The following is a 14,698-nucleotide window of genomic DNA, read 5'->3' as shown; positions in this document are numbered from 1 at the left end:
GACCCGTTTGAGTTCTACTCGCCAAGACCGCTCTTGATGAGCTCGATGGCAGCAGCCAGAGCCTCGGCCTCGTCAGCGCCGTCGCACTTGACCTCGACCTCGGTACCGCAGGGGATGCCGGCAGCCATGAGGGCCATCGGGGACTTGCCGTTGACCTCCTTCTCGGGGGTGACGACCGTCACGTCGCAGGCGTACTTGCCCATGGTGGAGGCGAAGAGGCCAGCCGGACGCATGTGAAGACCCTGAGGATTAACGAGGGTAGCCTTCTCAGAAACCATAATTGACTCCTTTTTTGTGTTTAACCCCTATCAGCAATGCGACAGGAGCCATATTCACGACGTTGATTATATTAACTCACATCAAACGGTTTTTCATTATGTTTCGCACGAATTGTTGGACAGATGTGTTTGTCGTCCGCTTGCTCGCCCACAGGGGGCCGGGCGCGGCCAGTGAGATTTCCTGCTCTACAGTCCTGCTCGCACGAAGAGCATATTAAGTGCTCTTCGGCTCGTGCGGATCTCGCGATAAATCTCACTGGCCGCGCCCGGCCCCCTGTGGGCGAGCAAGCTGCGGAAACTCGGTCGGTCCAGAGCAATATCGTGCGAACGAAATTCTGGCTGATAATTTGTTCGCCTGGTTGATCTGGTTGATGGGGCTATCTATGCCCTCTTGTGAACCGAGGAATATGCCGAACTATCGGCAGGAAGGAAACGCCCCTCAGTACCGGGTTACTTGAAAAAAGGCGGGGACCCCTGATGGAGTCTCCGCCTTATATACAGGGGGCGATGTTATTCGCAAGCTGCGGGATTAGACCAGACGGGCGTTGATCGTCTTAGCGATCTCGGCAGCGTCGGTGGAACCCTTAAAGGTGGCACGGAAGCCCTCGTCCATGAGCGCCTCGGCGACCTTGGACAGGATCTTGAGGTGCGTGGTGCCGGCCTGGGCACCGGGGATGAGCAGGGCAATAGCCACGTTGACGGGAGCGCCGTCCATGGTGTCCCAACCGGTCACGCCAGAGTCGTCCTTGACGACGATGACGGCGGCCTCGGTAATGGCATCAGACTTGGCATGCGGAATAGCGAAGCCCTCCATCATGCCCGTGGTGCCCTCGGCCTCGCGGGCTAGAAAGGCGTTCATTACGGCGTCGGCGTCGTCAGCGATACCGGCCTTGACAGCCTGGTTGGAGACAAAGCTCAGGGCCTCGTCACGAGAAGCAAAATCCTCGGCGACAAAAACGTTCTCGACCTTCACGAAGTCGGAAGCCTCAGCCTTGGGGGCCTCGACGGCAGCGGCCTTGGGAGCCTCGACCGGCTTAGCGGCAGCGGCGGGAGCGGCCTTCTGATTCTTCTCGAAGTCATACTTCTTGAAAGCAACGAACAGGATGCCACCGACCACGGCGCCGATGAGGATCGCGAGGACCCACAGCGGACCGTTCTCGACAACGGGCAGGACCAGGAAACCACCGTGAGGCGCCGGATCGTGGACGTTGAACATAATGGTCAGAATCGAGGCGATGGAGGAACCGAGCATCATGATGGGCATGACGGGCCAGATGTTCTTGGTCATGAACGGAATGGCGCCCTCGGTGATGTGGGTGCAACCAAGGATGAGGTTGACGATACCGGCGTCATGATCCTCCTGGCTGAAGTACTTCTTGCCGACGATGACGGCGAAGGTGGTGATCAGCGGCGGAACGATGCAGGCGGCGGAGACGGCAGCCATGAAGTTGGTGCCGAAGTTATAGGTGTCGGTGCCGACACCGGCAGCCAGGGCCTCGGTGAGCATAGCGGTACCGGTGACGTAAGCAGCCTTGTTGACCGGGCCGCCCATATCAAAGGCGCACATGCAGCCAATGGCAAGACCCAGGACAACAGCGCCAGAGGCAGACAGACCCTTGAGGAAGTCCATCATGGCGGTGTTAATGGCAGCCATGGGGCCGGAGATGCCGAGCATGACCAGACCGACGATGGCGGTCGAGAACAGCGGGTACAGGAAGATAGCCTTGAGGCCGTCCAGGTTCTTGGGCAGCTTGGCAAAAACCTTCTCGAGCAGCAGGATGACATAGCCAGAGAGGAAGCCGCCGACGATGCCGCCCAGGAAGCCGAAGCCCACGCCGGCACCGCCGGCATCGATCATGCCGGTCTCGGCATTAACGGGCAGGCCCTGGATGGCGATCATACCGGCGACAAAGCCGGGAACGAGCGCCGGGCGCTTGCCGATGGACTCGGCGATATAGGCGGAAAGCACGGGAACCATGAGGTTCATGGCGATGCCGCCGATGATCTTGAGCATAGCGGCAAAGCTGTTGTAGTCGGCAGCCGTCGAGTCGAAGGACGTGATGCCCCACAGGAACGAAACGGCGGTCAGAACACCACCGGCAACGACGAAGACCAGCATGTGGCTGACGCCGTTCATGAGGTGCTTATAGATGATGTGACCGATGGACTCCTTCTCCTCGACCTCATCCTCGACATCGGCAGCAGCCGCAACCGTGTCGTCGCCCTTGGCGGCGAGAGCGCGGTCGATCAGCTTGCCGGCAGCCTCGACGGACAGGGCCTTGGAAACACCGACGGAAACCATGGGCTTACCGGCGAAACGCTCCGCCTGGACATCCTTATCGGCTGCGACGACGACAGCCTTGGCACCGGCGATCTCACCCTTCGTGAGTTCGTTCTCGACACCGACCTGGCCATGAGTCTCGACCTTAATGGTCAGACCGCGCTCGGCAGCTGCCTTCTCCAGCGCCTCCTTCGCCATGAAGGTGTGCGCGATGCCGGTCGGGCAACCGGTGGCGGCGATGATGTCAAACTTAGCCATGTGTCCCTCCTTCTTGAGTACTGCGCCCGCGGGCGCTCCCCTACACGCGCTACGGTGCGCGCTTTTCCACTCCTGAAAGATACCAAGCCACCGCTTATATGAGAAGCAATCAAGCCTATTTCTCCGGTGAAAGGTTCTTTCATAACCGTAAACGGTCGATGAAAGTTTACCATCAACTTTTGAAACAGCAAGGTGTATCTTGTAATTGAAATCCCCGTATACTAGAGCGGCACACAACAAGACAGGTTTTAATGCCAACCAGGAGTCATCCATGTCCTATAGCAGCAAGAGCGCACTCTCCCTTATTAGCACGCACAAGGGATACAGCGAGTCCGAGCAACGCATTGTCGACTATATCCTAGAGCACCAGTCCGAGGCACCGCTCCTAACAGCCGCGCAACTCTCGCGCGCCGCCGCAACCTCCGAGGCCACCGTCTCGCGCTTCTGCCGCAAGCTGGGCTTTGGAAGCTTTCGCAGCTTTCAGTTTTCGCTGGCGCGCGATCTGGAGAGCCAGCGCAATGAAGGCCTAACCGACGAGGTCTCGCTCGATAATATGGAGCAGAGCCTCAAAAACATCCTCGCCGCAAAGGTCAGTGAACTCAATGCGACCATCGATGGCATTGATCACGATACACTGGCAGCCGTCGTGCACGCGTTTAAGAACGCAGGGGCTATCGAGTTTGCAGCCGTAGGTAATACCAACGCAGTTGCGCTTGACGCGACGTTTAAGTTTTCGCAACTGGGCCTTCGCTGTATGTCAAGCACCATCAGCGAGACCTCGATTGGTTTTGCGCTCACGTTGCGCCCCGGCGACGTTATCGTGCTGATCTCGAACTCTGGCAAGTCGCGTCGACTGAATCGCATGGCAAAAGCGGCTCGAGGCTGTGGTGCCACCGTAGTCGTCATCAGCAGCGACAGCAAGTCTCCGCTTGCTCGCCTAGCCGACTACACCTTTAATACCGTGAACCACGAGGCGCTGCTCACCACGGGCGACTTTGCGTTCTCCAAGATCAGCGCCACGATGATCATCGAGGTTATCTACAACTTCCTGCTGCCCGAAATCGAGGACGCCCGAGAGCACATCAGCTACTACGAGGAGCTTATCCAGCCAGATAAGGTCGTGGAATAGAAATTTTGGCGAGCCGACAAACGCCACTCGCCACGAAACCGGCCCATCTACTACGTTTTATCATTATGGCCCAACCACAAACCGAAAATAGAAAAACCGCAGGCGTTCTACCTGCGGTTTTCTTTTTGCAATTCAAGGCGTGGTTGCCGATAGCCTATTAAACGTAGTAGATGGGCCGGTTTCGTGGCGGCCGAGTCGAACATACATGTAACGGCTCGGCCTAAGCACGCGCTTCCTCGAGCATCTGCTTAGCGTGCGCCAAGCTCGCCTCCGATTGATCACCGCTCAGCATGCGGGCGATCTCTGCGGTACGGGCGTCCCCGGTCACCTCATCCAGATGGGTTTGGGGAACGTCGCCGGGCTCTTTGCTCACCACGTAATGTTTGTCGGCCATGACGGCGACCTGCGCCAGGTGCGTTACGACAATCACCTGATGCGTTGCGGCAAGATCTGCCAGAACGCTCGCAAGGGCGCGTGCAGTAGAGCCGCCAACACCGGCATCGACCTCGTCGAACACCAACGTATCCACGCCGTCCGCGTTACCCAAAACAACCTTGCTCGCCAACATGACACGGCTCAGCTCGCCGCCAGACGCAATGCGGCGCAGGGGGCGCGGCGTCAATCCGGCACCGCTACGATACAAAAGCTCGTAGCTCGAAGGGCCCGCCGGCGTCCACTCGGCGCGCGGAAGATCGCGCGAGTCCCAAACGAGCTCGGCGCCGCCCATCTCCAGGCGCGCCATCTGACGGCCAACCTCGTGGCAAAAGCGCGGGGCTGCCGTATTGCGTGCGCGCTTAAGTGCCTTGGCGGCGGCGAACAGTTCGCGCTCCGCCGCGCCAAGCGTTTCGCGCGCCTTCTTAATCTGCTCATCACCATCGTCTACCAGCGACAACAGCTCTCGCGAGCTATCGCGCATGGCAAACACGTCGTCCATGGTGGGACCCCACTGACGCAAAAGTCCCTTAAGGTCGGAATACCGCTCGCGCATACGAGCCAGCTCGCGCGGATCGAAGGCGACCCCATCGCGATAGGCGCGCAGCTCGTTGGCACAATCCTCGAGCGAGATGCAGGCATCCGAAAGCGCATCGGCGATATCACCCAACTTGCGATCGACAGTAGCCATACGCGAAAGCTCCGCGACGGCACTGTTCACGGCATCGAGTGCTCCCCCTTCGTCAGCAAGCGACGCATGGGCATCGTTGGCCGTTGCCACCAACACCTCGGCATGCTCGGAGCGCGGCAGCAGCTCCTCGAGCTCCTCATACTCACCCGGCTTGGGGTCGACCTCGGCGATGCGCTCCAGAGCGAAGCGCGATTCCTCGACACGACTCCCCTGCGCGCGTGAGGCCTCTTCGACGCGACGGACCTCTTTGGCAGCCGCGCGAGATGCCTTAAGGCAAGCACGATAGCGATCGAGCGCCTCGAGCGCCGGGCGCCCCGCCCATGCATCGACCATGGCAACATGATGCGCCGGGTCGAGCAGGCGCTGGTGCTCGTGCTGGCCGCAAAGATCCATCATCGCGCCGACGCGCTCGGAAAGCTCGCGCACGCTGGCGATGCGGCCGTCAATTTTTACGCGGCTTCGACCCTCGGCAGAAAGGCTGCGCTGAACGGTGAAGCCCTCCGTGTCGTGCGGGCCGTCAAACAGGCGCGCCTCGACGTTGGCAAGCGTCTCGCCCTCGCGCACCGTCGACGAATCCGCGCGCTCGCCCAGAATGAGCTTAAGCGCCGAGAGCAACGCAGTCTTACCGGCGCCGGTTTCTCCGGTCAGAACCGTTAAGCCCGCGCTCGGAACCAACGTCGCCTCGCGAATGAGGGCAATGTTGGAAACCTGCAGCTCATCGATCATGACGCACTCCGTAGAACACGCGGCTCACCGAGTTATAGAAGCTCTCGGGGCCGTAATCCAGCAGCAGTACATCGCCGGGACCGCGACGCACGGCCACGCTCTCGACCGTGCCATCGCAGGTAATAAACTGTCCATCGATGGCGATCGCAGGCACGCTCGGGCGGTCATCGGACATAAAAATCTCGACGACATCGCTTGGCGAGGTCAAAAAGGCGCGAGCCTGAATGGTATGTGGGGCGATGGGCACGCAAACCATGCCCGTGTAATCGGGACTGACGATGGGGCCGCCGGCGGAAAGCGCATAGCCGGTGGAACCGGTCGCTGTCGAAACGACGACACCGTCACCGCGCAGGCGGTCGATATGATGGCCGGACACCGTGATGTCGAACTCAACCATATCGGACAGGGGCCCGCGCGTAAGCGCCATATCGTTAAGGGCAAACGTGCGCACGACATCCTTCGTGCCATCTTCGCGCACCGAAACGATATCCGCGGCGAGGGTGGCGCGGCGACTCACATGGAGCTCACCGGAAAGGGCATCGCTCACGACCTGCAAAATATCGCGATCCTCGGGGCTCGCAGCCGTCAAAAAACCCAAATGACCATAGGAAAGGCCCAGAATGGGGATCTCGCGGTAGTTGAGAATGCGGGCGGCACGCAACAGCGTGCCGTCGCCGCCGAGCGTAATGACCAGGTCGGCATCGTCAACATCGGGCGCACACTGGATCTTGGAACGCTGATCGGCAGCCCATGCGACCTCGTAGCCCTGGCGCGAAAGCCAAAGCTCGAGCATCAGGCCGCTCTCGACCGCCTCTTGCTTGTAGTAATTGGGAACCAGAAAGACCTTCATAGCGTTGCAGCTTTCTCGCTCAAAGCCGTTACCTGTGATTGCAGCTCATCGTCGGCACGCTCGCCAGAGGCAAACCTCGTGCCGTACAGGAAAAATTCGACGTTGCCCTTGGCGCCATGGATGGGCGACACGCACACGTCGAGCGGGAACAGGCCCTTGGCGGCAAAGAGCTCAATCGCCGCCATAAGCGTATCGCGGCGGACGGAGGGGTCGGTCACGATACCGCCCTCGCCCACCAGCGCAGCCGGCGCCTCAAACTGCGGCTTTACGAGCGTGCAGAACGAACCCGAAGGCTTCAGGCACGCCAACACGGCGTCGATGATATTCGCGATACTCGTAAACGACACATCGCAGACAGCCAAGTCGATAGCGCCGCCGTAGCCAAGCTCGGGCAGTTGTGTCACGTTGGTGCGCTCATGGAGCCTCACGCGCTCGTCTTGGCGCAGCGACCAATCAAACTGAGCGCGACCCACATCGACCGAAACGACCGTTGCGGCGCCACGCTTGAGCAGGCAATCGGTAAAGCCGCCCGTGGAGCAGCCCACATCGAGGCAAGCAAGGCCCATGGGATCGATCCCAAACGCATCGAGCGCGCCCTCGAGCTTGAGCCCGCCGCGCCCCACGTAGGGAATACGGCCCTTCACGTGCAGGGGCAGACCGGGCGTCACCTTAAGGCCCGGCGAGGTCAAACGCTCGCCGCCACTCGAGACCAAGCCGGCCATAAGAGTGCGAAGGGCATCCGCGCGGTCGGCGCAGATGCCCTGTGAAATCAGTTCGTCATCGAGACGCACGCGTTTCATGAATGCCATCAACCATTCGTATCCGGAGACGCGGCCTGGCTATCCTGGGATTCGTTTGCCGCATCCTCATCGTATTCCTGCTCGAGCTTATCGGCCTCACGAGGCGTCAACTCAAACTTGTCGACCATATCGACCGCACGGGAGCCAAGTTCGATCGCCTCGTCAAACAAATCGAGCGAACGCTCCAAGGACGTATCCTTGGAGCGAACGGTAGCGATGATCTGGTCCAAGCGGTCCGAGATCTCGTCGAAGTTGCGGACGGAACCCTCTGGCATGGCTACTCCTCGACGGTACCGGTCTCGACCTCGGCGACCTCGGCACCCTCGTCGAGAACGCCGGCCGCAGCCTGAGCGGCTGCAACCTTAGCGGCAGCCTCGGCGGCCTGGGCCTCCTCGCGGGCGCGGTCCTCGGCCAGCAGCTCCTGATACAGGTCCTCGCCCGGCAGCTCCTCGCTACGCGCGATCTTGCCCAGCACGCCATTGACAAACGACGCGGACTGGTCGGTGCCATAGGCCTTGGCAAGCTCTACAGCCTCGTTGATCACGATGGCGTCCGAGACCTCCTCGTCGGTGAGGAAGCGCATCTCATAGACGGCGATACGCAGCAGATTGCGATCGGCGCCGGGCATGCGCATAAGATCCCAGTTCTTGGCGATGGAGCGCAGGGCGCAGTCGATGCGGTCGATATACTCGTAGGCACCGCGACACAGCTCCAGAGCGTAGGGGTCGAGGGGACCCTTCGAGATCAGGAAATCGCCCTCGAGGACGCGCTCGAGCGGGCTGTCCGTCGCCTCGGCCTGGAACAGCAGCTGCAGCGCCTGACTGCGGGCAAGCGTACGCCCGCGATAAACCTTAAGGCTCAAAGGTTACTCCTTGGGGAAAACGAGGCCGTCGATGCAAACGTCAACGCGCTCGACCTCGACGCCTACCTGGGCATCGATAGCTGCGACCACGGCGGAGCGAACGGCCTCGGCGAGTTTCTTGAACGGATAGCCAAAGAACACCACGACGCGCACGGTGAGTGCGAGCTTGTCGCCGATGACCTCGGCCTCTACCGCCGGATCGGAAGCCGGGGACTTGGACGAAAACATCATGGAGACAAGGTTGGTGGCAAGGTCCTTGACGCCCACGGAGGCGATGCCCTCGACATCCGTGACGGCGCGCGAGACGATGGCGGTCAGAACATCGGGCGAAATACCGATGCCGTCAATCTTGATTTCCTGGGGCATGAGTCCTCCTAGAAGAGTTGGTTGCTAGACGCGGGAGACGAACTTGCCGTCGCGGGTGTCAACCTTGATGACCTCGCCCTCGTTGAGGTACATCGGGACCTGGATGACAGCACCGGTGTCGATGGTGGCCGGCTTGGTGGAACCCTGAACGGTGTCGCCCTTAAAGCCCGGGTCGGTCTGGACGATGGTGGTCTCGATGAACATCGGCGGGGTCACGCCCATGAGCTCGTCGTCGGCGAAGAGCAACTGGCAGGTGTCGTTCTCGCGCAGCCACTTGGAGTTCTCGCCCACCATGTCCTCGGGAACGGGAACCTGCTCGTAGGACTCGTTGTCCATGAAGATGTAGTCGGCGCCGTCGTTGTAGAGGTACTGGAACTCACGGGTGGTGAGCATGACGCTCTCGAACTTGGTACCGGCGTTGCAGGTGTTCTCGACGACACGACCGCTCTTGATATCGCGGGTCTTGTAGCGCACAAAAGCACCGCCCTTGCCCGGCTTGACGTGCTGGAACTCGACGATGGTGTAGACCTTGTCCTTAATGCGGAGACCGAGGCCGTTCTTGAAGTCGGCGGTAGAAATGGTAGGCATAGCGACCTTTCTTGTTATGGGTAGAACGCACAAGCGTCCAAATTACATACGAGCGAAATTATACACTTGCAGGCGGCGCCTGCGGCGAGCGCATAAAAAGAGAACGCGGGGCGCCCGAATCATTTCGGACGCCCCGCTTCCAAAATCAAACTGAATGGCTTAGCAGTCGATGACGTGCAAGTCGTGCGGGGTCTTGGTGAAGGGCTCATAGCCGTTCTCGGTGACAACACCGTAATCCTCCAAGCGCACGCCGCCCACGCCGGGCAGGTAGACGCCGGGCTCCATGGTGACAACCGAGCCGACCTCGATGATGTTCTTGCTGCGGTTGAAGTTGGGCAGCTCGTGGATGTCGATACCGACACCATGGCCCAGGCCATGGTTGTAGTAATCGCCATAACCGGCATCGCCGATGATCTTCTTGGAAAGCTTGAAGATATCGTTACCCTCGACGCCCGGATGGATAGCGGCGACGCACTCCTCGTGGGTGCGGCGCACGAGCTCGTACAGGTCGAGCTGTTCCTGCGTGGGCTCGCCCATCACGACGGTACGCGTCATATCGGAGCGATAGTCGCAGTAGCCCGCGCCATAATCCATGAGGACGAAATCGCCCTTCTCGATGACACGGTCGCTCGGGACGGCATGCGGGTTGGCGGTGTTGGGACCGCTCGCGACGATGGAGCCAAAGGCCAAGCTGTCGGCACCGTTGGCGAACATAAAGTTCTCGAGCTCGTTGCGAACCTGCTTCTCGGTCATACCGGGCTTAATAAAGCCGAGCATGTGCTGGAAGGCGGCATCGGTGATCGACTGCGCGTGTCGCATGAGCTCGATCTCCTCGGCATCCTTGATGGCGCGCATCTTACGAATGTCGTCATGCATCAGCGGCAGCATGCAGGCGACGGAGCGATCCTCAAGACCACGCTGAATACCCTGGTAAAAGTTAATCTGCATGTCATCCTCGACGGCGCAGACACGACACTTGTTGGCCGCGATCTTGTCGGCAACCCAACCGGGGATGGTGCCCTCGTCCATGTCGTAGACCCAGGGGCTGCCGGCGGGCGTGTTCTCCTCAAAGCTGTTGAGATAGCGCGAGTCGGTATGGAACAGGCATTGATCGGCCGTAATAAATGCGGCGTGCGGAAACTCGAAGGTGTAATCGAAGACGCCCTTCACACCCGTGAGCCAACGGAGGTTGGCCTCATCGCGCACGACGATAGCATCGTAGCCGCGCTCGACCATCAGGGCACGGACACGCTCGATACGACCGGCAGGACCGGCAGCAAACTCAGACATTCAGATTCCTTTCTTATTGTCCTCAAAAAGAGCAGGACGGGCTTCAAACGAATAGCCGAACCACAAGCGATTCGCAACCGATTGAAAACCCGTCCCTCAAAATGATACGAAAGACGATGGATGTCAATAAAGTTAAAAAAGTTCCTTGCGAGAAGCCAGATACGCCTGCGCATGACGTTCGAGAATCTCGTCCTCGACATTTGTCAGGCGAATGGCGCCGAGCGCCGCGGGCAGCGGCAGCATGCTGCGGTTTGAGCGGGCAAACTGCTGCTTGCGGAACTCCTCGATAAACGCGGTGGGCTCCAAGTCGAAGGCAAGCTCTTCGATGCCAAAGTCCTCCAGGCAATCGTCGAGATCAAACACATTGTCGATATCGAAGTCACAGGCATCATGTGCTAGGCGCGCCTCAAAGCGCATACCCTCGGAAAGGAGCTGGTATGCGGGAACGTTAGCCGCGGCCTCGCCCAGGCAGGCGCGAAGGGTGCGCTCCCCTGTCTTACCAAAATCGAGTGCATGGCGAGCACTGGGGTTCGTGGCCATGAGCACATCTTTGCGCGCGGTCTGGGACCACTGCACAGCATTGACGAGCGCGACCTCCTCGCCGGAAAGAATCTCGGGAACAGTCTCGGTAAACTGATTCCAGCGGGACTTGCTGCTCGAAAGCATGGTGCCAACAAGCACCACATAGCCGAGCTTGAGATCCTCGGGGTCCGCCTCGCGAACAAGGTCGAGGTCACACACGACCAAGCCCGATTCGGGACGGAACGCGATAGCGGGAAGTGCATTCGACGACGAGGCGACGAGCGGCTTCATGGTCGTCGCGACCGTGAGCATGGCGTCGAACGTTGTCGGCAGCGAGGCGCACTCGGTACGACCGCACCACTGATTAGCACACCAGCTAACAACCGAGCAGGTTGCGGCATCACCAACGGCGACAACCAGATCGTCGCAGGTAATGCCGTTGGCAGATAGGGCGCCAAAGATGGCATCGGCATCGGCCAGCGTGGCACCAGCAGGCAAAACCTCGAGTGGGAGCTGCGACACGACAAAACCGGCATCAACCAGCGCATGCTCGACGACCTCGCCAAAACGCTCTGACGTGGCGTCGTTCCAAACCACCAACGCGCGCTTAGGCTTGCCCACAGCCGAGGCAAACATGCGCGACAGCTCCTCGAACGCGCCCAATCCGACGCGGACATCGACACTGCGGTTTTGAAAATTGATCAGTTGACGGCGAATCATAGCAGCCCACGCTCCAAAAGCATCTCGGCACAAAGGTAGGAAACGTCCTCGAAGGACTTGTTGCGAATATCAAGAGTAATATCGGCGGCCTGGCGATATAGCGGACGGCGATGCTCAAACAGGCGCGCGGCATGCTCGGGCGAACGGAAATCGGGACGCGTGTCGGACCGACGAATCTGGCGAATCGAATCCTCAAAGTCGCCTTCGAGATACACACAGATACCCATCTGGTGCATAAGCTCAATATTCACCGGAGTCTCGACGATACCTCCGCCGCAGGAAACCAGCAGGCTGCGCTCGCTTTGGAGCGAACGGAGCGCCGAGGTCTCGAGCTCGCGAAAACGCTCCTCGCCCTCGGTCTCAAAAATCTCGGTCACCGATTTACCGCAACGACGCACGACAAGGCGGTCGGTATCGATAAAGCGACGTTTGAACATAGTGCCCACGTTGCGCGCAAGCGTCGATTTGCCCGCGCCCAAAAAGCCGATAAAGAAGATATGGTCGCAGCCGTGTTTGGTGTGCTGGGACATAGCGAGACCTATTCCTCGCAGGGAAGGTCGCGCAGGGCCCGGCGCTCAAAGATACGGAAGATCTGCGTATACCACAGGTCCTGAGTGGCCTGCGGCTTTACCAGGATGGTATCGACGCCGGCGAAATTGCCGCTCCACACGTCGGTGTAGAGCTGATCACCGATCAGCACCGCCTCGTCGGCCGTGGCGCCGAGGCGCTTAAGACCCGCCTTGAGGGCAAACGGAGCCGGCTTCATGGCGTGGCTAATGGCCTCGAGTCCCAGCTCGCGTGCCGAGCTCATGACCTGGTCGCGATGCCAGTTGTTAGACACCATGCACAGCTTAAAGCCTTTGGCGCGGGCGGCGTCGAGCCAAGCGGAAACCGCGGCGGGAACCTGCTCGGTGTCGCGCGGCACCAGGGTGTTATCGCGATCGAGCAGAATGGCGCGTTTGCCGTCGGCCCACAGGGTATCAAGGTCGATGCGGTCGACGGATGCAACATATCGTTTGGGGCTGAAAATCCTCATGTTTAATTCCAAGACTGTTGGTGCTCTTCGTAGGTTTGCGAGAAGTACTCCTCGTCCTGCGTAATGTAGAAATACAGGTCATCGGAGTCGGTCGGCTCAAGCGTGGCCTTGAGTGCCTCGAGCGACGGGGAGCAGATGGGCGTGGGTGGCAGACCCTCGTGCTTATAGGTGTTATACAGACTATCGCTCTGCAGGTCGTCGGCGGAAACCACGCCACCGGTGACATACATCATGGTCGCATCGCTGTTGAGATAACGCAGACCGTCGAGCTTGCCGGCAAGGCGGTTGTAGAAGACCGAGGCGACATGTGCGCGCTGCTCGGCGTTGAGACCCTCGCGCTCAACGATGGAAGCGAGATTGATGATGTCGTAATCGGACATCTCCACGCCGTAACGCTCTTTGATCTTGGCCTCGCACCCGGCAAAATCGAGAGACTTGTACTCGGTGTTGAACTGATCGAGCATGGCGCGGATAACGTCATCGGCGCTCGGGTCCTTGCCCAGCGAATAGGTCTTGGGGAACAGAAAACCCTCGAGCGAATCGTTGGCGGCGCCCTTAAGGAAGCTATAGTCGTCCACGTAGTTGGAGGCCTTGGCCTGGTTGAGGAAGTCCTCCTTAGAGATGCTGTCGTAGGCCTGGGCCACACGGTCGGCGACTTGATCGACCGTTAGACCCTCGGGAATAGTAAGCGCATTGGAGCCCGCATTGGGGCCTTCCATGAGCTGCTGAACAACCTTGGTCGCATCCATGAATGTGGTGAACGAATAGGTACCAGGCTTGAGCGACATATCGGCATTGAGCTTTTTGACCGCCGCATAGTAATCCTTGGGATTTTCGACGATATGGTTCTCGGAGAGGATCGAGGCGATGGTGTCGCCCGAAGCACCGTCGGGAATGGTCACCGTAACCTGCTGACCAGCCGTAACCTTCGTATCCTCACCGGCAAAGAAGCCCTTGACGGCCGGCACGACAAAGAAAGCGATCACAGCAAGCGCGAGTACCGCCACCACAACGCCGATGATCATGGGAACCGGAGAACTCTTCTTTTGAGCACCGCGTCGAGCACGCGTGTCGTAGCTCGAGCGGGTCGCCGGAGCAACGCCATGCAAACCGCGAGCATGATGCGAATGAGATTGGGTAGCCTGCGTTCGCCGGACAGGTGCCTGCTGCTTAAAGCGGGTACCGCCTGCAGGCTGGGCCGTACGAGCAGTGGGCTGCTGAGCCGCGCGAGAAGCCGGATGCTGAACCGAACGAGCAGAAGGCTGCTGACCCGTCCTTTGAGCAGGTTGGGCCGAACGAGCGAAGGACTGCACCGGGCGCGCGCCAGGCTGAGCTGCGCGCTGCGTCGGCTGTGCCGGACGCTGGCCAGGCTGGACAGGGCGCGACGCGGGCTGACGTGTACGATTCGGCTGGCGCGGATCGGAAGCGCTAGGCATGCGAAACCTCCTCGTTTTTACGATCGAGCCACGTCTGCAAAAACAGGCTGGCGGCAATCATGTCGATCTTGCCCCTCATCTGCTTTTCGTTGAGGCCCTGCTCGCGCAAGATACGCTTTGCCTCTTGCGAGGACAGACGCTCATCCTCAAACTCCAACGGAAGATCGAGCTCGTCGGCGATCTTTTGTGCCACGGCGGCAACGCGCTCGGCTTGAGGGCCGGGCTCGCCGGCCATGGTCAAGGGACGTCCGCTTACCAGGATGTCGGGCTCATAGTCCTCGACCAGGTAACGGAACGTCTTGGCCATACCGGTGACCTCGGCGGCCGGGAGTACCTTGACAGGCATCGCCATCTTGCCATCACGGCTCGAGACGGCAATGCCAATCCTGGTCTCCCCTATGTCCAGTGCGAGCGCGACCACAGCGACTACTTC

The 14,698-nt window shown here is 59.9% G+C and carries 16 protein-coding genes; 1 reads left to right on the top strand and 15 read right to left on the bottom strand.

Going from position 1 to position 14,698, the window contains the following annotated elements:
- Positions 1-14: 14 nt before the first annotated feature.
- The gene (locus tag ACQRCA_RS00165) at positions 15-278 is read right to left on the bottom strand and encodes an HPr family phosphocarrier protein (protein ID WP_022094575.1); all 264 of its coding nucleotides are present in this window, start codon (positions 276-278) and stop codon (positions 15-17) included.
- A 529-nt stretch (positions 279-807) separates the two neighbouring features.
- Positions 808-2,817, bottom strand: coding sequence for a fructose-specific PTS transporter subunit EIIC (locus tag ACQRCA_RS00160; protein ID WP_427717334.1), 2,010 nt, complete (start codon positions 2,815-2,817; stop codon positions 808-810).
- A gap of 271 nt (positions 2,818-3,088) precedes the next feature.
- On the opposite strand from ACQRCA_RS00160, the gene ACQRCA_RS00155 reads away from it, so the two are divergent.
- Positions 3,089-3,946, top strand: coding sequence for a MurR/RpiR family transcriptional regulator (locus ACQRCA_RS00155; protein ID WP_427717331.1), 858 nt, complete (start codon positions 3,089-3,091; stop codon positions 3,944-3,946).
- A 220-nt stretch (positions 3,947-4,166) separates the two neighbouring features.
- Here the strand turns inward: ACQRCA_RS00155 and ACQRCA_RS00150 are convergent, their stop codons facing one another.
- The 13 genes from ACQRCA_RS00150 to ruvX all read right to left on the bottom strand — a co-directional run bounded on the left by ACQRCA_RS00150 (position 4,167) and on the right by ruvX (position 14,686).
- Positions 4,167-5,795 (bottom strand): DNA repair protein RecN, encoded by a 1,629-nt coding sequence (locus ACQRCA_RS00150; protein ID WP_427717328.1) that lies wholly within the window; start codon positions 5,793-5,795, stop codon positions 4,167-4,169.
- Entirely contained in the window at positions 5,785-6,645 is an 861-nt protein-coding gene (locus ACQRCA_RS00145) for an NAD(+)/NADH kinase (RefSeq protein WP_427717325.1), read from the bottom strand. Before ACQRCA_RS00145 ends, ACQRCA_RS00150 begins: the two co-directional genes overlap by 11 nt.
- On the bottom strand, positions 6,642-7,445 hold the full coding sequence (locus ACQRCA_RS00140) for a TlyA family RNA methyltransferase (RefSeq protein WP_427717589.1): 804 nt from the start codon (positions 7,443-7,445) through the stop codon (positions 6,642-6,644). Before ACQRCA_RS00140 ends, ACQRCA_RS00145 begins: the two co-directional genes overlap by 4 nt.
- An 8-nt stretch (positions 7,446-7,453) precedes the next feature.
- A complete protein-coding gene (locus tag ACQRCA_RS00135) occupies positions 7,454-7,720 on the bottom strand; it encodes an exodeoxyribonuclease VII small subunit (RefSeq protein ID WP_154515533.1) in 267 nt (88 codons plus the stop codon).
- 2 nt (positions 7,721-7,722) lie between these two features.
- Entirely contained in the window at positions 7,723-8,307 is a 585-nt protein-coding gene (gene nusB / locus ACQRCA_RS00130; RefSeq protein WP_427717322.1) for a transcription antitermination factor NusB, read from the bottom strand.
- A 3-nt stretch (positions 8,308-8,310) separates the two neighbouring features.
- A complete protein-coding gene (locus ACQRCA_RS00125) occupies positions 8,311-8,673 on the bottom strand; it encodes an Asp23/Gls24 family envelope stress response protein (protein ID WP_427717319.1) in 363 nt (120 codons plus the stop codon).
- Positions 8,674-8,697: 24 nt separating this feature from the next.
- Positions 8,698-9,261, bottom strand: coding sequence for an elongation factor P (efp, locus tag ACQRCA_RS00120; protein ID WP_154515524.1), 564 nt, complete (start codon positions 9,259-9,261; stop codon positions 8,698-8,700).
- A 159-nt stretch (positions 9,262-9,420) separates the two neighbouring features.
- On the bottom strand, positions 9,421-10,551 hold the full coding sequence (locus tag ACQRCA_RS00115) for a M24 family metallopeptidase (RefSeq protein WP_427717316.1): 1,131 nt from the start codon (positions 10,549-10,551) through the stop codon (positions 9,421-9,423).
- Positions 10,552-10,683: 132 nt separating this feature from the next.
- Positions 10,684-11,793, bottom strand: a complete 1,110-nt coding sequence (locus ACQRCA_RS00110) for a hypothetical protein (RefSeq protein ID WP_427717313.1) — start codon at positions 11,791-11,793, stop codon at positions 10,684-10,686.
- Complete coding sequence (locus ACQRCA_RS00105; RefSeq protein WP_154515515.1) at positions 11,790-12,323, bottom strand: shikimate kinase; 534 nt, start codon at positions 12,321-12,323, stop codon at positions 11,790-11,792. The genes ACQRCA_RS00110 and ACQRCA_RS00105 overlap by 4 nt, the downstream gene beginning before the upstream one ends.
- Before the next feature lie 8 nt (positions 12,324-12,331).
- Positions 12,332-12,829 carry a YqeG family HAD IIIA-type phosphatase gene (locus ACQRCA_RS00100; RefSeq protein ID WP_117646451.1) on the bottom strand — a complete coding sequence of 166 codons (498 nt, stop codon included), beginning with the start codon at positions 12,827-12,829 and terminating at the stop codon, positions 12,332-12,334.
- Between the two features lie 2 nt (positions 12,830-12,831).
- Complete coding sequence (gene mltG / locus ACQRCA_RS00095) at positions 12,832-14,265, bottom strand: endolytic transglycosylase MltG (RefSeq protein ID WP_427717309.1); 1,434 nt, start codon at positions 14,263-14,265, stop codon at positions 12,832-12,834.
- Complete coding sequence (ruvX, locus tag ACQRCA_RS00090; RefSeq protein WP_035138185.1) at positions 14,258-14,686, bottom strand: Holliday junction resolvase RuvX; 429 nt, start codon at positions 14,684-14,686, stop codon at positions 14,258-14,260. The genes mltG and ruvX overlap by 8 nt, the downstream gene beginning before the upstream one ends.
- Positions 14,687-14,698: the final 12 nt, after the last annotated feature.

The organism is Collinsella sp. SGI.095, from assembly GCF_050314535.1.
GTDB lineage: Bacteria > Actinomycetota > Coriobacteriia > Coriobacteriales > Coriobacteriaceae > Collinsella.
The sequence above is the reverse complement of the archived record's forward strand: the minus strand, read 5'-3'. Positions and strand labels throughout refer to the sequence as shown.